The following is a 21,416-nucleotide window of genomic DNA, read 5'->3' as shown; positions in this document are numbered from 1 at the left end:
GCCCCTGTGACCGTGACTAACCACTCCTGGCAGTCCCTGCCCGCGGCGCAGCAGCCTGAATGGCCGGACCAAGAGGCTCTGCGCAAGACCCTTGCGGAGCTCGCCTCCTATCCGCCGCTCGTCTTCGCCGGCGAGTGCGACCAGCTGCGCGCCCGGCTCGGCGCCGTCGCGCGTGGTGAGGCCTTCCTGCTGCAGGGCGGTGACTGTGCCGAGGCGTTCGACGCCGTGTCGGCCGACCAGATCCGCAACAAGCTGAAGACCCTGCTCCAGATGGCCGCGGTGCTCACCTACGCAGCGTCCGTGCCGGTGGTGAAGGTGGGCCGGATCGCCGGCCAGTACTCCAAGCCGCGCTCGAAGAACACCGAGACCCGGGACGGCGTGACCCTGCCGGTCTACCGCGGCGACTCGGTGAACGGCTTCGAGTTCACCCCCGAGTCCCGGATCCCGGACCCGGAGCGGCTGAAGCGGATGTACAACGCCTCCGCGGCGACGCTCAACCTGGTGCGCGCGTTCACCACCGGCGGTTACGCCGACCTGCGCCAGGTGCACGCCTGGAACCAGGACTTCGTGCGCAACTCCCCGGCGGGGCAGCGCTACGAGCAGGTGGCCCGGGAGATCGACCAGGCGCTGGCCTTCATGAACGCCTGCGGGGTGGCCCCGGAGGAGTTCAAGACGGTCGAGTTCTTCTCCTCGCACGAGGCGCTGATCCTCGACTACGAGACGGCGCTGACCCGCACCGACTCGCGCACCGGCGAGCTGTACGACGTCTCCGGCCACATGGTGTGGATCGGCGAGCGCACCCGGCAGCTCGACCACGCGCACATCGAGTTCGCGTCCAAGATCCGCAACCCGATCGGCGTCAAGCTCGGCCCGACCACCACGGTGGACGACGCGCTGACCCTGATCGACCGCCTGGACCCGGAGCGCGAGCCCGGCCGGCTCACCTTCATCACCCGGATGGGCGCGGGCAAGATCCGCGACCACCTGCCCACCCTGGTGGAGAAGGTCACCGCCTCCGGCGCCCAGGTGGTGTGGATCACCGACCCGATGCACGGCAACACCTTCGAGGCCTCCAGCGGCCACAAGACCCGCAACTTCGACGACGTGCTCGACGAGGTCAAGGGCTTCTTCGAGGTGCACCGCGCGCTCGGCACCCATCCGGGCGGCATCCACGTCGAGCTGACCGGTGACGACGTCACCGAGTGCGTCGGCGGCGGCGACGAGGTGCTGGTCGACGACCTGCACCAGCGCTACGAGACGGCCTGCGACCCGCGGCTCAACCGCAGCCAGTCGCTGGACCTGGCGTTCCTGGTCGCCGAGATGTACCGCGGCCAGTAGTTCCCGGGCCCCGCGGGGCCGATGTGACGAAGGCCCCTCCGCTTTCGGGTGATCCGAGGCGGAGGGGCCTTTTTCGCACCCGGAGCACCAGGTAAGGTAAGGCTCAGTAAACCGCACCAACCGTGGAAGGGGCCGCGCATGTACGTGTGCATGTGCCACGCGGTCACCGAGGCCCGGGTCAAGCAGGAGATGGAAGGGGGCGCCACCACCCCTCGTCAGATAGCCAAGGGCTGCAAGGCCGGCACCGACTGCGGCTCGTGCGTGCGGCGCATCCAGGCGCTGCTCGGCGAGCACGGCGCCCGCCCCTGCCCGACGGCCCGGCTGGCCGAGCGGCTTGGCCTGGCCGAGCCGGAGTCCCAGCCCGTCGCCCCGTCGCGCGCCGCCTGAACCGGTCCGGCGCCCCGCCCGGCCGCTCCCGGGTTCAGCTGCTCTCGGGCTGCTCGATCAGCTGCGCGATGTACAGCGCCTCGCCGAGCTTGTCCAGCAGTTCCAGCTGGGTGTCCAGGTAGTCGATGTGGTGCTCCTCGTCCTCGAGGATGGCCTCGAAGATGTTCGCCGAGGTGACGTCGTTCTTGGCCCGCATCACCACGATCCCGCGCTTCAGGCGGTCGATCGCCTCGACCTCGATCTGCCGGTCGGCCTCGAACATCTCCTTGACGGTCTGCCCGATCCGGACGTGGAACAGCCGCTGGTAGTTCGGCAGGCCGTCCAGGAAGAGGATCCGGTCGGTCAGCACCTCGGCGTGCTTCATCTCGTCGAACGACTCGTGCCGGGTGTACTTGGCGAGCTTCGTCCAGCCGAAGTTCTCCTGCATCTTCGCGTGCAGGAAGTACTGGTTGATCGCGGTGAGCTCGGCGGTCAGCTGCTCGTTGAGGAACTCGATGACCTCGGGATCGCCCTGCATGGCCTGCCTTCCGCTACGGGGAATTTCCGGTCGGGTGCCCGGTTGCCCGCATCGTGGCACCTGAACGGGTGCACTTCCAGTAAGTTCACGCTTACCGTCGTTTCGCGGAGAGGCTTTTCCGGGACGTTCGCAATTCTCTGACCTGCGCGGATACTCGGCGTGTTAGCCCTTTCGGGGGTATCTCACCCGAACGCGCGACCGGATTCTCGCCGCGTTGCCCCCCTCCGGCAGACGTGATTTCCCTGCGGGCGCGCGGTGGGGGCGCGCGCGGATCGGCGCCCGCCGTCTGTCACCATGGAGGCATGGGTCAGCACCAATCGGAACCGCAGCCGCCGTCTGACCCGAGGCTCCCCCCGGGCCAGCGCCCGCAGCGCGGCTGGCCCGTCCTGCACTACGGCCCGGTGCCCCGGTTCAAGCCGCAGAGCTGGGACTTCCAGGTGTTCGGGGCCACCGCCGACGCGGAGAAGACCAGCTGGGACTTCGCCGCCTTCCACGCCCTGCCCAAGGTGACCGTGCGCGGCGACTTCCACTGCGTCACCAAGTTCTCCATGCTCGGCAACGAGTGGGGCGGGGTGGCCGGCAAGACCGTCCTCGACCTGGTCCCGCCCGACCCGACCGTCACCCACGTGATGGTCTGGGCCGAGTACGGCTACAGCGCCAACCTGCGCCTCGCCGACTTCGCCGACCCGGCCACCGTGTTCGCCACCCACCACAACGGCCAGCCGCTCACCCTCGAACACGGCTTCCCGGTCCGCCTGGTGGTGCCCCACCTGTACGCCTGGAAGGGCCCCAAGTGGGTGCGCGCCGTGGAGTACATGCGCGCCGACCGCCGCGGCTTCTGGGAGGAGCGCGGCTACCACAACCTCGCCGACCCGTGGAAGGAACAGCGCTACTCCTACCAGGAGCAGGAGGGCGACGGTCCGCTGCGCTGAGCCGCCGCCCGCCCCGGACGGGGCGGACGGGGCGGACGGGGCGTCAGAACAGGCTGATGGTGATCGTCACGGCCGAGCCCTGCGGGCGGGGCGTGCCGGCGGCCGGGGACTGGCCGGTCACCTTGCCGAGCGGGAGCAGCCCGGCGATCTGCGGCGAGAACCCGGCCCCCTGCAGGGCCTTCACCGCCTCGTCCTTGCCCATCCCGTTGACGTCCGGCACCGGGTGCATGCCCTTGGAGACGGTCAGCGACACCGGGGCGTTCGGCGACACCTTGCTGCCCGCGGCCGGCTCGGTGGAGATCACCTGACCCTTCGGCACCGTGTCGCTGAACTGCTCGGTGCTGGCGCCCGCCGCCAGCCGGGCGTCGGCCAGCGCCTTGGCGGCGTCCGCCAGCGGACGGTTCGTCACGTCCGGCACCGGCAGCCGCTCCGGGCCGCGGGAGAGCACCACCCGCACGTCGTCGCTCTTGCGGACCCGGGCGCCGACGCCCGGATCGGTCGAGATCACCTGGCCGGCCTGCACCGACTCGCTGAACTGCTCGCTGAACGCGCCGTGCAGCCCCTGCTTGTCCAGCGTGGTCGAGGCCTGCTCGCGGCTCTGCCCCAGCACGCTCGGCACCGTCGCGTAGACCGCGCTGGACAGCGCGTACGTCACCCCGCCGACCAGCAGCGCCAGCGTCACCAGCACCGCCGACCAGATCAGCGGCTTGCGGCTGCGCGGAGCCCGCGCCCGGGCGGCGCGGCGGCCCGGGCGGGCGGGCTCGACCGGCGGGCGGGACGGCGGCAGCAGCTCCGGCGGGACGTCCAGCACGCTGGTGCGCTCCAGGCCGCCCATCGGGCTGATCACCGCGGTGGCCTCGGCCGGGCTGAACTGCGGGGTGGGGCGGGTCGAGGCGGGCGGCTCCGCGTCCAGGCTGGCGGGCGGCAGCGCCCGGCGGGCCCGCTGCACGGCGGCCAGCAGCTCCACCGCGTCCCACGGCCGGGCCTGCGGGTCCCGGGCGGTCGCCGCGGCCACTATCGCGTCCAGCTCCGGACCCACCGCGGGCGCGGTGCGCGAGGGCGGCGGGACGTCCTCGTGCAGGTGCCGGTACATCACCTCGCCGGCGTCCGCCCCGGTGTGCGGCTTCGCGCCGGTCAGCATCTCGTACAGCAGGATCCCGGCGGCGTAGACGTCCACCCGCTGGTCGGGCTGCACCTCGCGGCTGATCTGCTCCGGCGCCAGGTAGGAGACGGTGCCCAGCAGCTGGTCCGGCTCGGTGCTGGGACTGCCGTCCTCCTGGCCGGCCAGCAGGGCGACCAGGCCGAAGTCGGCGACCTTCACCATCCCGGTGTCGGTGATCAGCACGTTCTCCGGCTTGACGTCCCGGTGCACCAGGTCGGCGCGGTGCGCCGCGCCCAGCGCGGCCAGCACCGGCTCCAGCACGTCGAGGGCGGCCCGCACGGACAGCGCGCCCCGGTCGCGCAGCACGTCACGCAGGTTCCGGCCGGGGACGTACTCCATCGCCATGAACACGGCCCGCGGGTCGGCTCCCTGGTCCAGCACGTTCACCACGTTCGGGTGGGCGAGCCGGGCCACCGCCTTCGCCTCCCGGATGAACCGGGCGGTGAAGGCTGCGTCGCCGGCCAGCGAGGCGTGCATCACCTTCAGCGCCACCGTCCGGTCCAGCCGGGTGTCCGTGCCCCGGTAGACGGTCGACATGCCGCCGACCGCGATCCGCTGCTCGACCCGGTAGCGGCCGTCGAGCAGCACGCCGAGGAGGGGATCGTCGAGGGTCATGTCCACCCGAGGAGTCTAGGGGCCGGACGGGTCACTGCCCGGCAGGGGCGGGGTGTCGGTGCGCTCACCACGGGATGTGCGGCGGGTGGACGGCGACCAGCACGAACAGCAGGGCCAGCAGCAGGCCGTGCGCGATCAGCGCGCCCAGACCCGCCCGGCGCAGCCGCACCACGCCCGCCGAGCCCGGGCGCGCCGTGATCGCGGCGATCACGGCGCAGCACAGCGCCGGGACGAGCAGCGGGGCCACCGCCCGCCCGCGGCCGCCGGACAGCAGCCAACCGTCGAGCACCAGCATCGGCCCCCACCAGACCACCACGGCCGCCCAGTCCTGGCCGGCCGGTCTGCTCGGCTCCATGAGTTCCCCCTCCACGCCGTGACGCTCCATGGTGGCAGAGCGGCCGGGGCGCAGACAGGGCGGACGGGGCGGACCCGGCTCAGAAGGCCGGGCGCTCCCGGGTGTCGGCGAGGCCGGCGGTGGGGGAGGAGGCGTCGGCGTAGTAGCGGCGCGGGATCCGGCCCGCGCGGTGGGCGAGCCGGCCGGCCTCGACCGCCTTGCGCATCGCCTCCGCCATCAGCGCCGGGTCCTGGGCGCGGGTCACCGCTGAGGCCAGCATCACGGCGGAGCAGCCGAGTTCCATCGCCAGCGCGGCGTCGCTCGCGGTGCCGGCGCCCGCGTCCAGGATCACCGGGACGTTCGCGGACTCCACGATCAGCTGGAAGTTGTGCGGGTTGCGGATGCCCAGGCCCGAGCCGATCGGGGAGCCGAGCGGCATGATCGCCGCGCACCCGACGTCCTCCAACTTCCGGGCCAGCACCGGATCGTCGTTGGTGTAGGGGAGGACGGTGAAGCCGTCGTCGACCAGGGTCTCGGCGGCGTCCAGCAGTTCGATCGGGTCGGGCAGCAAGGTCCGCTCGTCGGCGATGACTTCGAGCTTGACCCAGTCGGTGCCGAGCGCCTCGCGGGCCAGTCGCGCGGTCAGCACCGCCTCGCCCGCGGTGTAGCAGCCGGCCGTGTTGGGGAGCACCCGGATGTCGTTGCGGGCCAGCACCTCCAGCACCGAGCCCTGGGTGGCGGTGTTCACCCGGCGCATCGCCACCGTGGTCAGTTCGGTGCCGGACAGTCGCAGCGCCTGCTCCAGCACGTCCAGGCTGGGGGCGCCGCCGGTGCCCATGATCAGTCGGGAGGTGAAGGCGGTGCCGCCGATGACGAGTGCGTCGTCAGCCATGGTCAGCCTCCCTGGACGGCGGTGAGGATCTCGACCCGGTCGCCCGCGCTCAGCGCCGTGGCGGGCCACGAACTGCGGGGCACCACGGCCTCGTTGACGGCGGCGGCGATGCCGGTGGGGGCGGCCGACACCTCGGCCACCACGGTGTCGAGGGTGACGGCGGCGGGCAGCGTGCGGGGTTCGCCGTTGACGGTCAGGGCGATGGTGTTCATGCGGGGACCTCGGTGCCGAAGCGGTCGGGGGTGAAGTCGGCGGCCAGCGCGGGCAGCTCGCCGGTGGCCAGGTAGTCGGCGAGCAGGTCGGCGGTGACCGGGGTGAGCAGCACGCCGTTGCGGTAGTGCCCGGTGGCGGCAGCCAGGCCGGGCAGCACGGTCGGGCCGAGCAGCGGCGCGTTGTCCGGGGAGCCGGGCCGCAGGCCCGCGTTGGTCTCCACCAGCTCCAACTCGGTGATTCCGGGCACCAGTTCGTGGGCATCCCGGAGCAGCTCGTAGACCCCGCCGGCGGTCACCGTGGTGTCGTGGCCCAGCTCCTCGGTGGTCGCGCCGATCACCAACTCGCCGTCGGCGCGCGGTACCAGGTACAGGTGCTGGCCGCGCACCACGGCACGCACGTTGCGGGACAGGAACGGCGCGTACAGCGCGGGGATGCGCAGCCGCAGCACCTGGCCCTTCACCGGGCGGATCGCCGGCAGCACCCCGGCCGGCAGGCCGGGCAGCAGATGGCTGCGCGAGCCCGCGGCCAGCACGGTGCGCTCCGCCGTCACCGTCCCGCCGGTCGACAGCCGCACGCCGACGGCCCGTTCGCCGTCGGTCAGCAGCTCGGCGGCCTCGGCGCGGTGGAACACCACGCCGAGCCGCTCGCATGCCGCGACCAGCGCGGCGGCCAGCCGGCGGCCGTCCACCTGGTGGTCCTCGGCGACGTGCAGGCCGCCGCGCACGCCCGGGGCCAGCATCGGCTCCAGGCGCCGGCACTCGCGGCCGGTCAGCCACTCCGAGGCCAGGCCCAGGCGGCCGTGGAAGGCGTGCAGTTCACGCAGCTCCTCGCGGTCGTCGGAGTCCAGCGCCACCGCCAGCGTGCCGGTTGCCCGGTAGCCGGTGTCCAGGCCGGTCAGCTCGGTCAACTCGGCGGCGAACGCGGCGTACCGCTCGTTCGACGCCATGCCCAGACGCAGCAACGGCTCCTCGCCGTACTGCAGTTCGGTGACCGGGGCGAGCATGCCCGCGGCGACCTGCGCCGCACCGCCGCCCGGCCGGGGGTCGACCACCGCGACCGTCAGGCCGCGCTGCGCGGTGCGCCAGGCGACGCCGAGGCCGATGATGCCCCCGCCGACCACCAGCACGTCGGAATGTGCCACAGCGGCTTCTTCTCCCTTCGCCGGCATGACCCGGATCAGGTTCGGACGGTCGCGGGCCGCCGCAGCCCGCCTCTCAGCCCGGTGCACCGGGCTCCCGTGATAGCTAGTCCCACCACCTTAACGCCGGGCCGACCCGCCGCCGAAGGCGCGTACGCAGGGTGGACACCGCTGGGTAGGGTGGACGCCGTGGCTGAACTGAGGGCAACGGACCGGGTCGTCGTGGTCGGGGCGGGCATGGCGGGCGCGCAGGCCGCGCTGAACCTGCGGCAGGGCGGCTGGCAGGGCGCGATCACCCTGGTCGGGGAGGAACTCCACCTCCCCTACGACCGCCCCCCGCTCTCCAAGGACGTGCTGCTCGGCAAGGCCGACGCCACCGCCTTCGAACTCGACTGGCACCAGCTCGACGTCGAACTCCTCACCGGCCGCCGCGCCACCGGCCTGAACGCCGGCGTCCTGCACACCGACCGCGGCGAACTCCCCTACGGCGCCCTGGTGATCGCCACCGGCGCCGACCCGCGCACGCTCCCCGGCCTGCCCGACGCCCGCACCCTGCGCACCGTCGACGACGCCCACGCGCTGCGCGCCGCCCTCACCCCCGGCAAGCGGATCGTCCTGGTCGGCGCGGGCTGGATCGGCGCCGAGACCGCCACCGTCGCCCGCGCCCTGGGCTGCCGGGTCACCGTCGTCGAGGCCGCCGCCGCCCCGCTGGCCGGCGCCCTGCCCGCCGAACTCGGCGCCCTGATGACCGACTGGTACGCCGCCGCCGGCGTCGAACTGCACTGCGGCGCCGCCGTCGCCGGATCCGCCGACGGCGGCATCCTGCTCGCCGACGGCACCCACCTGCCCGCCGACGAGGTCGTGGTCGGCATCGGCGCCCGCCCCGCCACCGGCTGGCTCGCCGACAGCCCGCTCGCCCTCGACCCCGACGGCACCGTGCCCGTCGACGACCGGCTGCGCACCGCGCTCCCCGGGGTCTGGGCGGCCGGCGACTGCGTCTCCTACCCCTCCGCGCGGTTCGGCACCCGGCTCGCCGTCCAGCACTGGGACCACGCCCTGCACTCCGGCGGCGCCGCCGCCGCCTCCGTGCTCGGCACCCTGGAGACCCCCTACGACCCCGTCCCGTACTTCTGGTCCGAGCAGTTCGACCGCATGGTCCAGTACGCCGGCCGGCACGCCGGGGCCGACCACCTGCTCTGGCGCGGCTCGCCGTCCGACCGCGCCTGGACGGTGCTGTGGCTGCGCGACGGCGCACTGGTCGCCCTGCTCGCCGTCGACCGGCCGCGCGACCTCGCCCAGGGCCGCCGCCTGATCGAGCGCGGCGCGGTGCTCGACCCGGCGCGCGCCGCCGACCCGGGCGTCCAGCTGAAGGCCGCGATCGCCTGAGGACGGCAGTCGGGTGGTGCGTGGGTAGGCTGGGTGCCGTGAGCGAGATTGATCCCAAGATTGACGCCCTGGTCCCCGCGTGGCTGTACCTGCCCGACATCTCCGAGCGGTGGGGCGTGGTGATCACCGAAGTCCGCGACATGGTGCGGAACCGCACCCTGCTGGCCGTCCGGCGCGGCCCGAACAAGTCCCTGCAGGTCCCCGCCGACTTCATTGAGGACGACGGCCCGGTCAAGCACCTGGTCGGCACCCTCACCGTGCTCCGCGACTGCGGCTTCTCCGACCAGGAGATCCTCGAGTGGATGTTCACCGAGGACGACTCCCTGCCCGGCAGCCCGATCCAGGCCCTGCGCGAGAACCGCGGCACCGAGGTCAAGCGCCGCGCCCAGGCCATGGCCCTGTGACGGCGCCGGTGACGGCACGTCAGCAACTGGCCGACGCCCGGCTCTACCTCTGCACCGACGCCCGCCGCGAGCAGGGCGACCTCGCCCAGTTCCTGGACGCCGTGCTGGCCGGCGGCGTGGACATCGTCCAGCTCCGCGACAAGGGGCTGGAGGCCAAGCAGGAACTGGAGTACTTGGAGGTCTTCGCCGACGCCGCCAAGCGCCACGGCAAGCTCCTCGCCGTCAACGACCGCGCCGACGTCGCGTACGGCGCCCGGCCCGACGTGCTGCACCTCGGACAGGACGACCTGCCGGTGCGGGTCGCCCGGAAGATCCTCGGCGAGGACGTCCTGATCGGACGCTCCTGCCACGCCGGGGCCGAGGTCGACACCGCTCTCACCGAACCCGGCGTCGACTACTTCTGCACCGGACCCGTCTGGCCCACGCCCACCAAGCCCGGCCGCCACGCGCCCGGCCTGGAGCTGGTGCGTTACGCCGCCGCCGCGAAGCCGGCCCGGCCCTGGTTCGCCATCGGCGGCATCGACCTCGGCAACCTCGACCAGGTCCTGGACGCCGGAGCCACCCGCGTCGTCGTGGTGCGCGCGCTCACCGCCGCGGACGACCCGGCCGCCGCCGCAGCGGAGTTCGCAGCACGCCTGCGGTAGCGGCACCGACAGGGGCGCGCGGGGGATATCCCCCGCGCGCCCCTGTCGGTGCTTTCCTCCGCGTGCGTTCAGTACTTGCGGACGGTTGCGGCGTCGGCGAGGGCTTCGAGGGCTTCGCGGGACCGGGCGTCGGCGAGGGGGGCCGCGTGGAGGGCAGCGAGGGAGTCGGTGAGCAGGTGGTCGATCCGGGCCTCGACGAGGGCGGGGGCGCCGCTGAGGGTGATCAGGGTGGTGAGGTCGGCGATCTCGTCGGGGGTGAGGTCGGGGGCGCCGAGCCGGGTGTCGAGGCGGTGGGCGTCGGCGGGGGAGAGGCCGCGCATCGCGTGGGCGACCAGGAGGGTGCGCTTGCCCTCGCGGAGGTCGTCGCCGGCGGGCTTGCCGGTGACGGCGGGGTCGCCGAAGACGCCGAGCAGGTCGTCGCGGAGCTGGAACGCCTCGCCCAGCGGGAGCCCGAACGCGCCGAGCGCGTCGACCAGGTCGGGCCCGGCGCCGGCCAGCAGCGCGCCGACCTGCAGCGGCCGTTCGATGGTGTACTTCGCGGACTTGTAGTGCAGGACGGTCCGGGCCCGGTCGAGCGCCTCGGCGTCCGTGGAGTCGCCGGCGACGGGTTCCAGGACGTCCAGGTACTGGCCGAGCATGACCTCGGTGCGCATCAGGTCGAAGGCGGGCTTGGCCGCGGAGACGGCGGCGGCGGGCAGCCCGGAGCGGTGGAACAGCTCGTCGCACCAGATCAGCAGCAGGTCGCCGAGCAGGACGGCGGCGGACGCGCCGTACTGTTCGCGGTCGCCGCGCCAGCCGCTGGTGCGGTGCAGGTTCTCGAAGCGGCGGTGGACGGCGGGCAGGCCGCGGCGGGTGTCGCTGCGGTCCATCAGGTCGTCGTGGACCAGGGCGCTGGCCTGCAGCAGTTCCAGGGCGGCGGCCGCCCGCTCGATCCCGGGGTCGTCGGTCGCGCCGCCGGCCGCCCGCCAGCCCCAGTAGCAGAACGCGGGCCGCAGCCGCTTGCCGCCGTCGAGCAGGAAGTCGCGCAGGGCTTCGGCGACCGGCCCGAGCTGGTCGGAGATGCCGGAGAGCAGGGCGGTCCGCTCGGCCATGAAGGCGCCGAGCGCGGTGTTGACGCGGTCGCGCACGTCCTCCGCGTCGACGGGGTTGCGGGGAAGACGGGTGGAGGAGGGCACCTGGAACTCCGATAGATGGGCTGACAGTCAGACTAACGCGCCCGGTTGGATGCCCCGGTCCGCTGTGCCGCCCGCCCGTCGTTCGGGCAGCTCAGCGGGGGCGGCCGAAATCTCAACTGCTGTCTCATTTCCTGGACGTCGTTTGTCCGGGCCGCGCCGCCGACGGCTAACCTGCCTGCATGGCACTCGGGATTCCCTCCACCAGAAGCGACCGCGCGCAGACCGTGCGCGACCTGCTGGCGGCAGGCGACCGCTCCTTCTCCTTCGAGTTCATGCCGCCGCGCAACGAGGAGGGCGAGCGCAAGCTCTGGGACGCGATCCGCCGGGTCGAGTCGCTGGACCCGAACTTCGTCTGCATGACGTACGGCGCGGGCGGCTCCTCGCGCGGCCGCACCGTCAACCTGGTCGGCCGGATCGCCACCGAGACCACGCTGACCCCGGTCGCCCACCTCACCGCCGTCGACCACTCGGTGGCCGAACTGCGCAACATCATCGGCCAGTACGCCGACGAGGGCGTGCGCAACGTCCTCGCGGTGCGCGGCGACCCGCCCGGCGACCTGATGGGCGAGTGGGTCCGCCACCCCGAGGGCGTCACCTACGCGTACGAGCTGGTCGAGCTGATCAAGGGGATCGGCGACTTCTGCGTGGGCGTGGCCGCGTTCCCGCAGATGCACCCGCGGTCGGAGAACTGGGACGAGGACATCCGGCACTTCGTCGCCAAGTGCCGGGCCGGCGCGGACTACGCGATCACCCAGATGTTCTTCGAGGTCGAGGACTACCTGCGGCTGCGCGACCGGGTCGCCGCGGCGGGCTGCGAGACGCCGATCATCCCGGAGATCATGCCCCTCACCAACATCCGCCAGCTGGTGCGCTTCCCGCAGCTGTCCGGCTCGGACTTCCCGCCGGACTTCCGGCAGAAGGTGGAGTCCGTCGCCGACGACCCGGTCGCGGTCCGCGCGGCCGGACTGGAGCACGCCACGGCGATGGCCGAGCGGCTCCTCGCGGAGGGCGCCCCCGGGCTGCACTTCATCACGCTGAACCACTCGACCTCGACGCTGGAGATCTACCAGAACCTCGGGCTCCACCAGCGCTGAGCCGCGGCCGAGGTGAAGGCGGTGCGGCCGTTGCGGGTGAGTCCCGGACGGGATGCGGTGGTGTTTGCCCGGAGCCTGTACAGTCGCCCGCAACCGCGCGGTGTCGGTGGCAGCTGGAGGTAGCGGGATGGGCATCGGATACCTGCTCCTCCATGGCGCGTTGGCGCTGGTCGCGCTCTGGCTGGCGGCCGAACTGCTACTGCAGAACCGGGCCGCGCTGCGCTGGCGGGCGCTCGCCCTGGCCGGCTTCCTGGCGGTGGTGGCGGGGATGTCGCAGTCCTCGGTGCCGGTGATAGGGGCCGGCGCGGCCGCGTTCGCGCTGGGCCAGGCGATGGTGACGATGTCGGTGAAGCGGGGCCGCCCGGTGGGGTGGTCGCTGCGCCGGGCCGACGGGAGCCTGCCCGGTCCGCTGGCGAAGGTGCCGCTGCTGTCGGCGGCCACGGGCGGGGCGGCGGTGGCCGCGGTGGAGACGGTCGCGCCGGTCGGCGAGGTCGGACCGGTCGAGGACGAGGCGCCGGACGAACAGCCCTACGCGTACGAGGAGTTCCAGGAGCTCGACGCGGGCGTCTACACCGAGGACCAGGCGGCGTACCAGCAGCAGTACTACTACCAGCAGCAGGCCGCGGGCTACCAGCAGCAACAGCAGTGGACCCCGCAGCCGCTGCTGATCGGCTACGACCAGTACGGCCAGCCGGTCTACCAGTACCAGGACCCGTACGCGCAGCAGCAGTACCAGGACCCTTCCGGGGCCTCCGGCTGGGGTGATCCCCACGCCCAGCAGCAGTACCAGGCGCAGTACCAGCAGCAGCCGTACATCCCGCAGCAGCCGGGCCCGGAACCGGACCAGCAGCAGAACTGGTACTACCAGCAGCAGTACTGACGGTGCGTCAGGCGGGACCGAGCAGCCCCGCGGTGATCGAGGCGGACATCCCGACCCGGGCCAGCCCGCCGCCCGGGTGGGCGTGCGCGCCGATCAGGTAGAGGCCGGGGACGCCCGGCTCGTTGGGTTCGGCGAGCCGCCCGCCGGCCAGTGAGGGCGCCGGGACGGAGCCGGTCAGCCGGGTCTCCCGCCAGCGCAGCCGCCCGCGCAGGTCGACGCCCGCGGCGGCCAGGTGGGCCAGCAACTGCTCGGCGTAGGCGTCCTGTTGGCCCTCCGTCAGGGTCAGCCCCGGGGGCACGGTGACGGTCAGCACGGCGGCCTCGGCGTCCGGCCCCGGCACCAGTGACGGGTCGTCGGGGCGCAGCAGCTGGACGGTGGGACGGTCCGGCAGGGTGCGGTCGGTGAAGACCGCGCGAACCTCGGCGGCGCCGTCCGCGGCGTGCACCACGGTGCGGTGCGCGGTGCCGGCCGGCCGGGCGCCGTCCAGGGCGAGCAGCACGGTGAAGCGGCCCGGCGCGGGGTCGGCGGGCGCGGTGACGCCCAGCCCGGGCACGGCGGAGAGCACCGCGTCGGCGGGCAGCGCCCCGTCGTCGGTGCGGACGCCGGTGACCCGGCCGTCGACCAGTTCCAGGGCGCGCACGGGGGTGTCGAAGCGGAACTCCACGCCGCGCTTCGCGCAGCGCTCGAACACCGCGTCGGCGAGTGCCCGCAGGCCGCCGTCCACGGCCCAGACGCCGAAGGACTGCTCCATGTACGGCAGCACCGTCGCCGAGGCGGGCGCGGTCCGCGGGTCCAGGCCGTGGCGCAGCGCGTACTCGCCGAGCAGCGCGGTCGGGCCCGGCGCACCGCCGAGTTCGCGGGCGGCGACGTCCGCCAGGGTGTGGCGGCGGTGCGGCAGCAGCCGGGACAGGCCGCGGCGCGCCGGCACCGGGTACGGGTCGGCCGGGTCGACGGCCGGGCGCGGCTCCTCCAGCAGCGGGCGGCGGGTGGCCTCCCACACCGTGCGGCCGCGGTTGACCACCTCGCCCCAGCGTTCCCCGGCGCCCGCGCCGAACGCCGCGTCCAGCGCCTGCCCGACCCCGCCGCGGGAGGCGTTCGCCAGCACCAGCTCGGTGCCGTCCGGGAACAGGTGCCGGCTCTCCGGCTCGACCGGCCGCAGCCCGACCAACTGCTCCAGCGGCTCCCGGCCGGTCTTCAGCGCCAGGTCCCGGTAGACGGCGGGCAGCGCCAGCAGGCCCGGCCCGGTGTCGAAGGCGAACCCCTCGCGGCGGTACGCCCCGACCTGTCCGCCGTGGGTGCCGGCCGCCTCCAGCACCGTCACCCGGTGCCCGAGGGTGGCCAGCCTGGACGCGGCGGCCAGACCGCCCATGCCTGCGCCGACGACGATGATCCGAGCCATGGCAGCAGATCCTATGCGGTCCCGCCGCCGGGCCCGCGCCGCGTCACGCCACGGCCGCCCGGGCCTGCCGGCGCTCGCGGCGGCGCAGCCAGAACCGCCGGATCCGGGACACCGCGAACCACACCAGCAGGAGGCCCAGCGCCAGCAGCACCGCCGCCGCCGAGGCGGCCAGCCACGGGTGGAAGATCGCCAGCGTCACCAGGCCCGCCACCGACAGGTCCTCGCCGAGGCTGACCACGATGTTGGAGGCCGGCTCCGGCGAGGTGTTCACCGCCATCCGCAGGCTCGCCTTGACGCCGTGGCTGAGCAGCGCCGTCGTCCCGCCGACCGCGCCCGCCGCGACCTCGCCCAGCGAGCCCGGGTCGTGCGCCGCCAGCAGCGCGCCGACCGTGGCGCCCGCGACCGGCCGGACGAAGGTGTGCACCACGTCCCACAGGCTGTCCACGAACGGGATCTTGTCGAGCACCGCCTCGCACAGGAACAGCACCCCGGCGGCGATCAGCACGTCGGTGCGCTCCAGCACCGGCGGCACCGACTCGGCCCCGCCGAACCGCCCGAACAGGCCCAGCAGCAGCACCACGGCATAGGCGTTGATCCCGCTCGCCCAGCCGCTGGTGAAGATCAGCGGAACGGCCTCCACCTCGGCCCCCTCCCACGCGCCCGCCCGTACCTCGAACGGGACCCCGACACCGTACCCGGCGCCGCCCCCGCCGAACGGGGGAGCGGCTGAGTACCCGTACTCAGATCGCCGGTTGAGTACCCGAGCGGGTTTCGCCCGACAGGCCCGCGACGGCAGAGTGGTGCGCACCGGGAAGGCCGCCGCCGGGCGGAGCCACCCGGAGCGCCCGGGACCGGTCACCGGCTGTGGGGGATCGGTGGCCGCACCACGGTCCGGGCGCGACCAGCGGCCGGAGAACGGGGGCCGGGCACCGCCGACACGGGGCGGCGGAGCCCGGCACCCTCCAACGGGGGGGTCCCGAAGGGGGGACCGGCCGTGGGGGACGACTGGAACGGGCCCGAACGGCCCGAGTTGTCAGACCCCCCGTTCACGATGGATGCATGCGCGGGCCGACCGGCCCGGGCAAGGTCCGGAGTGAACGGGGGAGACCCATGACCATCAGTCGTCCTGAGCCTGTCGCCCGCCCTGCCGTCGATCAACCCACCCTGCCCGCCGCCCGCGGAGCCGACGTCCACCCGGTGCTGCGGCGGGTCGCGCCCTCGCCGGCCGCGCTCGAACTGCTCCGCCACGCCCACCGCACCCTGGTGCACGCCCGCGGCCGGCAGGATCCGCTGGAGCGCTACGCCACCGCCCACCTCGCCGCGCTGCGCGCCACCGCCGCCGTGCTCGCCGTCCGGGGCCGCCCCGAGCGCAACCCGCGCCGCCGCCACGCGATCCGCCCCGCCTGGGAGCTGCTGCCCGAGGTCGCCCCCGAACTCGCCGAGTGGGCCGCCTACTTCGCCGCCGGAGCGCGCCGCCGCGCCGCCGCCGAGGCGGGCATCGCCGGCGCCGCCGGCGAGCGGGACGCGGACGACCTGATCCGCAACACCGCGCTGTACCTGCGCATCGTCGAACGGATCCTGGCCGTGCACCCCTGAGGCGGGGCGCTGCGCCCTGCGGGACGGTCGGTGCCCGGCGGATATGGTGGTGGGGTTCCCGCCGTGGAAGTCCTGCCAAGAGGGGTGCCGCCTTGTATCCGACTCGTCCCCGCAGTGCGCTGCGTACCGCCGTGGTGTGGGAGGTGGTGCGGGCGGCGCTGGAGCGGCGCTCCGCCGAGCTCGGACGGCCGGTCCTCGAGGTGGTCGACACCGGCGGCGGCACCGGCAACTTCGCGGTGCCGGTGGCCAGGCTCGGCCACCGGGTCACCGTGGTCGACCCCAGCCCCGACGCCCTGTTCGCGCTGGAGCGGCGGGCCGCCGAGGCCGGTGTCACCGACCTGGTCCGGGCCGTCCAGGGCGACACCCAGACGCTGCCCGAGCTGGTCCCGGCCGGCTCGGTCGACGCGGTGCTCTGCCACGGCGTCCTGGAGGTCGTCGACGACCCCGCCGACGCCCTCGGCAACCTGGTCGCCACCCTCGGCAAGGGCGGCCTGGTCAGCCTGCTCGCCGCCAACCGGAACGGCGCCGTCCTGGCCCGCGCCGTCGCCGGCCACTTCACCGATGCCCGCGCCGTGCTCGACGCCCCCGACGGCCGCTGGGGCGCCGGTGACCCGATGCCCCGCCGCTTCACCGGCGACCAGCTCGACGCGCTCGCCACCGACGCCGGACTCCGGGTCGCCTCCGTGCACGGCATCCGGGTCTTCGCCGACCTCGTCCCCGGAGTCCTGGTGGACACCGAGCCTGGCGCGCTCGACGCCCTGCTGAAGCTGGAGCTGGCCGCCGCCGAGCAGCCCGCCTTCCACGCCGTCGCCACCCAGCTCCACCTGCTCGCCGAGGCGATCTGACACCGGCGGACCCGGCTCGCCGGGGCACCAAGAAGGCGGTCCGCTCGTTGGGGAGGTGCGGGCCGTCTGTCGTAGTGGCCCGAGCCACGCCTGATTGACCACGCCGAACCAGGGCCGTGGACCGTATGATCTGGGTAAAGCCGGTAAGCATGACGGCCAGACCCGTGGGGCATATGGACCACACAGGCCCGAGCCAGGGGTGGCGGACCGGTCGCCCCGCGACCGACGAGTAGGAGGACTCCGTGCCGCTCTCGGAGCACGAGCAGCGACTGCTCGAGCAGATGGAGCGAGCGCTGTACGCCGAAGATCCCAAGTTCGCGTCAGCGCTTGAGGGAACCGGCCTGCGCACCTACACCCGTCGGCGGGTCTACCTGGCCGTGGCGGGGTTCGTGGCAGGCATCGCGCTGCTCATGGGCGGCCTGGTCGCGCAGGTCATCTGGGTCAGTGTGGTCGGGTTCCTGGTGATGCTGGGTTGTGCGGTCCTCGCGGTCACCGCGTGGCGACGAGGCCCAGCCGGACACGGCCCGCGGCAGGCGGCAGCGCCACGCCGGAGGGCCGGTGTCATGGACCGAATGGAACAGCGCTGGCAGCGGCGCCGCGACGAGCAGAGCGGACTGTAGCCAGTTCTCACCCGCAGATGTGATCCGCCCGAGGATGGAGTTCCCTCCTCGGGCGGATCTTTTTCGTCCGGCGCCGTGCCGTCCCCGCGCCCCTGGCGGGGCGCGGGGACGGCCTCAGTCCTCGGTCTTCCGCCGGAACGGGCGGGGGACCTTGGCCCGGAGGGCGGCCGTGCGTTCCGCGGCGCCCTGGCGCACGGCCGTGCTGCGGTCCTGGGTGCGCCACCAGAGGCGGATGGCCGACGGCGGGAGGAGCAGGGCGCGCAGGCGCCGGGTCCGGCTGGCCCCGGTGAGCAGGCCGTCGCGGGCGGTGCGGACGTCGGCGCCCAGCTGCGCGGGCGGGTCGGTCTCGCGGGCGTACATGACGCGTTCGGTGGCGAGGGCGACCCGGCCCGCGGCGGCGGCGGAGTCGGGGTCGAGCCGCGCGTCCTCGGCGAGCCGCCGGGCGGCGTGCCGGGGGGTGCGGGCCTCGTCCGGGGGGATGCCGAGGTCCCAGGCGGAGTCGACGAGTTCGGCCCAGGCGGCGAGCACCTGCGCGTCGGAGAGGCGTGGCCCGTCCGCGCCGGCCAGGTGGCGGCCGCCGCCGAGGCGGCGGCGGCGCAGCCCGGCCCGCCAGAGCATCGGGAAGGCCAGCAGCAGGAGCAGCAGCAGGACCACGCCGACGGTGAGCAGGACGGGCCAGCTCTGCCACCAGGCGGAGCTGGTGGCCGTCGGCCGGAGCGAGGAGGACTCGTCGCCGCACTCGCCGGTCTTGCGCTGCTGCACGGTGCAGCTGCTGGACGCGGACGGCCCGGCCGAGGGCTCGGCGCTCGGGGCGGCGGTGCTGGGCTGCGCGGTGGGCGCGGCCGTGGCGGCGACCTGCGGGACGGAGTAGAGCGGGGCGGCGCCCCGGTTCGGGGTGGGTTCGAAGCGCATCCAGCCGAGGCCGTTGAAGTACAGCTCGGGCCAGGCGTGGTAGTTGGAGCTGCGCACGATCCGGTTGGAGGAGGTGCCGGTGCCGGGGGTGAAGCCGATGGCGACCCGGGACGGGATGCCGAGCGAGCGGGCCATCGCCGCCATGGTGGAGGCGAAGTGGACGCAGAAGCCCTCCTTGTCCTGGAGGAACTTGGCGATGGCGTCCGGGCCGGTGCGCGGCTCGATCTTGGTGTTGTAGGTGAAGTTGCCGGTGGTGAAGTACTGCTGGAGGGCCACCGCCTGGTCGTAGGCGTTGGTCTTGCCCTTGGTGACGTCCTTGGCGGTGGCGGCGACCACGGCGGGGAGGTTGGCGGGCAGGTCCAGGTAGCGGCCGGCGATGTCGGCGGGCGGGGCGCCGGCCGAGCGGAGTTCGGCGGCGGTGGCGTTGACGTCCACCGAGCCGACCGAGTAGCCGAGGCCGGTGGCCTTCTGGTTGTTGACCGCGCTGACGGTGCGTCCGGCCTTGTCGAAGCGCCAGTCGGAGGTCGACGGCAGCTCCACCCACGACATCGGGTAGGGCATCGGCAGCCAGGTGGTGTCGAGGTTGCCGGAGACCCTGACGTTGGTGCGGACCGAGTTGGAGGCCACGGTCGGGGACAGGCCCTCGGGGGCCGGCACGGTGGTGGGCATCGCCTCCAGCGACTGGTTGCCGGCCCGCCACTCCTCGCCGTTGAACTCGCTGAGCGCGGCGATCCGCAGGTAGAGCTGGTCGGAGTCGGCGGCGTCGGTGGAGAAGGTCAGCAGCTCGGTGTCGTCGGAGGAGCGCAGGTTGGCGGTGAGCGCGACGACCAGGTTCAGCGAGCGCTGGTCGCCCTTGCCGGTGCCGTTGCCGACGCCGTCGCCGTGCCCGTTCAGGCCGTCGAACAGCCCGGCGCCGACCGAGGGGACGAACACCGGCAGCAGCACGGCGGCGGCCAGGGCGATCACGCCGACCCGGCGGCCGCCGTTGGACAGCGCGACCGCCGAGCGGCCGGTGCCGTGGAAGACCCGGCCCCAGCGGGTGAGCCGGTCCTGACCCTCGGTGTAGAGCAGGGCCAGGTAGCCGGCGGCGGCGCACAGGAACCACAGCCACAGGCCGCCGGGGGCCTCGGCCAGGCCGCTGCCCACCGAGTACAGGGCGAGCAGCGGCAGGCCCGCGGCGGCGGCCCGGCGGTAGGTGACCGCGAGGGCGTCGACCAGGACGGCGACCAGCGCGACCGAGCCGACCACGATCAGCCGCAGGCCGTCGGTGGAGGGGGCGGGGATCGCGTAGTCCTGGATGTCGTTGCCGCCGCTGCTGAGCAGCGAGGAGACGGCGTCCAGCGCGCCCGAGCCGGGCAGCAGGCCGAAGGCCATCGAGGACTGCACGGTGGTGAGCATCAGCACGTACAGCACTACGAGCAGCTGCAGCGGCACCACCAGGGCGCGGGGGAGCGGCAGGGCGCGCAGCCCGGTGCCGGCGCCGGCCGCGACGGCGATCATCAGCAGCCCGTGCGGGGCCAGGCCGAAGGAGTCCTGGAACAGCGGCGACAGGCACAGCGCCGCCAGGGCGGTCGCCAGGGCCGCGCAGAGCGTCAACTTGGCCCGGGTGGTCACGCGCCGACCTCGTCTCGGTAGGGAACGGAGTTCTGGGTGCGGTCCGCGGCCCGCCACAGGGCGGGCAGCGAGTCGCCGGCCCGCACGGGCAGCACGGTCCAGCCGGCCTCGCGCAGCCGGGTGACCCGGGCGGCGGTCGGGTCGTCGGCGGCGTCCGGGAAGAGGTGGCGCAGGCCGGCCCAGGTGCCGGTGTCCAGCAGCAGGACGACGGCGCCGCCGGTGCGCCGGCGCAGCCGGGCCAGCCGGTCGGCCTGCTCCTCGTCGAGGGCGCCGACGATCGCCACCAGCAGGCCCTCGCCGCCCAGGCGCAGCACCTCCTCGGCGTGGGCCAGGGTGCCGTGGTCGGAGTGGTCGACCACGGCGAGGGCGTCGAGCAGCACGCCGACCGACTCGGCGGCGGTGGAGCCCTGTTGGGCGCCGTGCTCGGGCACCGAGAGGCCGGTGTCGGTGAGCAGCCGGGTCCGGTAGCCGCGCTGGGTCAGGTCGACGGCGACGGAGGCGGCGGCGGACACCGCCCACTCGAAGGAGGATGCGGGGCCGGAGCCGCGGTGCGCGCTCTCCCGGGTGTCGAGCAGCACGGTGGCGCGGGCCCTGAGCGGCTGCTCCTCCCGACGGACCATCAGTTCGCCGTAGCGGGCGGTGGACTTCCAGTGCACCCGGCGCAGGTCGTCGCCGTGCCGGTACTCGCGCGGGATGACGTCGTCGTCGCCGGCCAGTGCCAGGGTGTGGGCGTTGGAGTCGCCCTGCCCGGCGGACTCGCCGGGCAGCCGGACCGGCGGCAGGTCCTGGACCTGCGGGACGACGGTGAGGACGTCGGCGGCGCTGAACGCGCGGGTCAGCTCGCACATCCCGAACGGGTCGGACAGCCGCAGCTGCAGCGGGCCCAGCGGGTAGCGGCCGCGCAGGTCGGAACGGACCCGGTAGGAGACCTCGCGGAAGCCGCGCGGCTCGACCCGGTCCAGCACGAAGCGCGGGCGCGGGCCCAGCACGTACGGGACCTTGTCCTCCAGCAGCAGCAGCCCGGTGGGCACCCGGGAGACGTTGTCCAGGCGCAGGTGCACCCGGGCCTCCTGGCCGGCCGCGGCCCGGTGCGGGCTGAGCCGGCGGCCGGAGGCGACCCGGTAGCGGGTGCGCACCAGCAGGAAGGCGGCGGCCAGCGGCAGCGCCGCCAGCAGCACGCCGACCTGGAACAGCGCGCCCTGCCCGAACACGTACGCGCAGACGGCGGCGGTCACGCCGGCGGCGAGGAAGGAACGGCCCCGGGTGGTGAGTCCGCGCAGCGCCGCGCGCAGCCCGGAGGCCTGGGCGGAGCCCGCCAC

General features: G+C 74.2%; 22 protein-coding genes and 1 riboswitch. Of the genes, 11 read left to right on the top strand and 11 right to left on the bottom strand.

Annotated elements, in window-relative coordinates:
- Positions 1 to 6: 6 nt before the first annotated feature.
- On the top strand, positions 7 to 1,338 hold the full coding sequence (locus BX266_RS09845; protein ID WP_099898529.1) for a class II 3-deoxy-7-phosphoheptulonate synthase: 1,332 nt from the start codon (positions 7 to 9) through the stop codon (positions 1,336 to 1,338).
- A gap of 138 nt (positions 1,339 to 1,476) precedes the next feature.
- Positions 1,477 to 1,725 carry a bacterioferritin-associated ferredoxin gene (locus tag BX266_RS09840; protein WP_099898528.1) on the top strand — a complete coding sequence of 83 codons (249 nt, stop codon included), beginning with the start codon at positions 1,477 to 1,479 and terminating at the stop codon, positions 1,723 to 1,725.
- Positions 1,726 to 1,759: 34 nt separating this feature from the next.
- On the opposite strand, the gene bfr is transcribed toward BX266_RS09840, so the two are convergent.
- On the bottom strand, positions 1,760 to 2,242 hold the full coding sequence (gene bfr, locus BX266_RS09835) for a bacterioferritin (RefSeq protein WP_099898527.1): 483 nt from the start codon (positions 2,240 to 2,242) through the stop codon (positions 1,760 to 1,762).
- 302 nt (positions 2,243 to 2,544) lie between these two features.
- Between bfr and BX266_RS09830 the strand changes: the two genes are divergently transcribed.
- Positions 2,545 to 3,174, top strand: coding sequence for a sulfite oxidase-like oxidoreductase (locus tag BX266_RS09830; protein ID WP_099898526.1), 630 nt, complete (start codon positions 2,545 to 2,547; stop codon positions 3,172 to 3,174).
- Between the two features lie 43 nt (positions 3,175 to 3,217).
- Here BX266_RS09830 and pknB read toward each other — a convergent pair whose 3' ends face one another.
- From pknB to thiO, 5 genes are all read right to left on the bottom strand, one after another.
- Positions 3,218 to 4,951 (bottom strand): Stk1 family PASTA domain-containing Ser/Thr kinase, encoded by a 1,734-nt coding sequence (pknB, locus tag BX266_RS09825; RefSeq protein WP_099898525.1) that lies wholly within the window; start codon positions 4,949 to 4,951, stop codon positions 3,218 to 3,220.
- Positions 4,952 to 5,015: 64 nt separating this feature from the next.
- Entirely contained in the window at positions 5,016 to 5,306 is a 291-nt protein-coding gene (locus BX266_RS09820) for a hypothetical protein (protein ID WP_143686895.1), read from the bottom strand.
- A gap of 79 nt (positions 5,307 to 5,385) precedes the next feature.
- Positions 5,386 to 6,177, bottom strand: coding sequence for a thiazole synthase (locus tag BX266_RS09815; protein WP_099898523.1), 792 nt, complete (start codon positions 6,175 to 6,177; stop codon positions 5,386 to 5,388).
- Positions 6,178 to 6,179: 2 nt separating this feature from the next.
- Complete coding sequence (gene thiS, locus BX266_RS09810) at positions 6,180 to 6,389, bottom strand: sulfur carrier protein ThiS (protein ID WP_099898522.1); 210 nt, start codon at positions 6,387 to 6,389, stop codon at positions 6,180 to 6,182.
- Complete coding sequence (gene thiO, locus BX266_RS09805) at positions 6,386 to 7,558, bottom strand: glycine oxidase ThiO (RefSeq protein ID WP_180290433.1); 1,173 nt, start codon at positions 7,556 to 7,558, stop codon at positions 6,386 to 6,388. The genes thiS and thiO overlap by 4 nt, the downstream gene beginning before the upstream one ends.
- A riboswitch (TPP riboswitch) is annotated at positions 7,527 to 7,639 on the bottom strand. (Overlaps the previous gene by 32 nt.)
- 126 nt (positions 7,640 to 7,765) lie before the next feature.
- Between thiO and BX266_RS09800 the strand changes: the two genes are divergently transcribed.
- From BX266_RS09800 to thiE, 3 genes are read left to right on the top strand one after another with little or no spacing between them, the layout of a single operon-like run.
- Positions 7,766 to 8,914, top strand: coding sequence for an NAD(P)/FAD-dependent oxidoreductase (locus BX266_RS09800; RefSeq protein WP_259465077.1), 1,149 nt, complete (start codon positions 7,766 to 7,768; stop codon positions 8,912 to 8,914).
- A gap of 38 nt (positions 8,915 to 8,952) precedes the next feature.
- Positions 8,953 to 9,318 carry an Rv2175c family DNA-binding protein gene (locus BX266_RS09795; protein WP_033216844.1) on the top strand — a complete coding sequence of 122 codons (366 nt, stop codon included), beginning with the start codon at positions 8,953 to 8,955 and terminating at the stop codon, positions 9,316 to 9,318.
- Complete coding sequence (gene thiE, locus BX266_RS09790; RefSeq protein WP_099898519.1) at positions 9,315 to 9,962, top strand: thiamine phosphate synthase; 648 nt, start codon at positions 9,315 to 9,317, stop codon at positions 9,960 to 9,962. Before BX266_RS09795 ends, thiE begins: the two co-directional genes overlap by 4 nt.
- A 68-nt stretch (positions 9,963 to 10,030) precedes the next feature.
- Here the strand turns inward: thiE and BX266_RS09785 are convergent, their stop codons facing one another.
- The gene (locus BX266_RS09785; protein WP_099898518.1) at positions 10,031 to 11,137 is read right to left on the bottom strand and encodes a polyprenyl synthetase family protein; all 1,107 of its coding nucleotides are present in this window, start codon (positions 11,135 to 11,137) and stop codon (positions 10,031 to 10,033) included.
- A gap of 179 nt (positions 11,138 to 11,316) precedes the next feature.
- On the opposite strand from BX266_RS09785, the gene metF reads away from it, so the two are divergent.
- Together metF and BX266_RS09775 are read left to right on the top strand one after the other, a co-directional pair.
- On the top strand, positions 11,317 to 12,231 hold the full coding sequence (metF, locus tag BX266_RS09780; protein WP_099898517.1) for a methylenetetrahydrofolate reductase [NAD(P)H]: 915 nt from the start codon (positions 11,317 to 11,319) through the stop codon (positions 12,229 to 12,231).
- 127 nt (positions 12,232 to 12,358) lie between these two features.
- Positions 12,359 to 13,111: a hypothetical protein gene (locus BX266_RS09775; RefSeq protein ID WP_099898516.1), complete on the top strand. Its 753-nt coding sequence runs from the start codon at positions 12,359 to 12,361 to the stop codon at positions 13,109 to 13,111.
- A gap of 7 nt (positions 13,112 to 13,118) precedes the next feature.
- On the opposite strand, the gene BX266_RS09770 is transcribed toward BX266_RS09775, so the two are convergent.
- Together BX266_RS09770 and BX266_RS09765 are read right to left on the bottom strand one after the other, a co-directional pair.
- Positions 13,119 to 14,510 (bottom strand): NAD(P)/FAD-dependent oxidoreductase, encoded by a 1,392-nt coding sequence (locus tag BX266_RS09770; protein ID WP_099898515.1) that lies wholly within the window; start codon positions 14,508 to 14,510, stop codon positions 13,119 to 13,121.
- Between the two features lie 43 nt (positions 14,511 to 14,553).
- Entirely contained in the window at positions 14,554 to 15,150 is a 597-nt protein-coding gene (locus BX266_RS09765) for a DUF4126 domain-containing protein (RefSeq protein WP_099898514.1), read from the bottom strand.
- A 470-nt stretch (positions 15,151 to 15,620) separates the two neighbouring features.
- Between BX266_RS09765 and BX266_RS09760 the strand changes: the two genes are divergently transcribed.
- From BX266_RS09760 to BX266_RS09750, 3 genes are all read left to right on the top strand, one after another.
- Positions 15,621 to 16,106: an SAV_6107 family HEPN domain-containing protein gene (locus BX266_RS09760; RefSeq protein ID WP_099898513.1), complete on the top strand. Its 486-nt coding sequence runs from the start codon at positions 15,621 to 15,623 to the stop codon at positions 16,104 to 16,106.
- A gap of 92 nt (positions 16,107 to 16,198) precedes the next feature.
- Positions 16,199 to 16,951: a methyltransferase domain-containing protein gene (locus BX266_RS09755; protein ID WP_099898512.1), complete on the top strand. Its 753-nt coding sequence runs from the start codon at positions 16,199 to 16,201 to the stop codon at positions 16,949 to 16,951.
- 242 nt (positions 16,952 to 17,193) lie between these two features.
- Positions 17,194 to 17,571: a DUF3040 domain-containing protein gene (locus tag BX266_RS09750; RefSeq protein ID WP_099898511.1), complete on the top strand. Its 378-nt coding sequence runs from the start codon at positions 17,194 to 17,196 to the stop codon at positions 17,569 to 17,571.
- A 114-nt stretch (positions 17,572 to 17,685) separates the two neighbouring features.
- Here the strand turns inward: BX266_RS09750 and BX266_RS09745 are convergent, their stop codons facing one another.
- Positions 17,686 to 20,097 carry a DUF3488 and transglutaminase-like domain-containing protein gene (locus BX266_RS09745; RefSeq protein ID WP_099898510.1) on the bottom strand — a complete coding sequence of 804 codons (2,412 nt, stop codon included), beginning with the start codon at positions 20,095 to 20,097 and terminating at the stop codon, positions 17,686 to 17,688.
- Positions 20,094 to 21,416 (bottom strand): DUF58 domain-containing protein, encoded by a 1,323-nt coding sequence (locus BX266_RS09740; RefSeq protein WP_099898509.1) that lies wholly within the window; start codon positions 21,414 to 21,416, stop codon positions 20,094 to 20,096. The genes BX266_RS09745 and BX266_RS09740 overlap by 4 nt, the downstream gene beginning before the upstream one ends.

It is taken from the genome of Streptomyces sp. TLI_171, from assembly GCF_003610255.1.
Taxonomy (GTDB): domain Bacteria; phylum Actinomycetota; class Actinomycetes; order Streptomycetales; family Streptomycetaceae; genus Kitasatospora.
The sequence above is the reverse complement of the archived record's forward strand: the minus strand, read 5'-3'. Positions and strand labels throughout refer to the sequence as shown.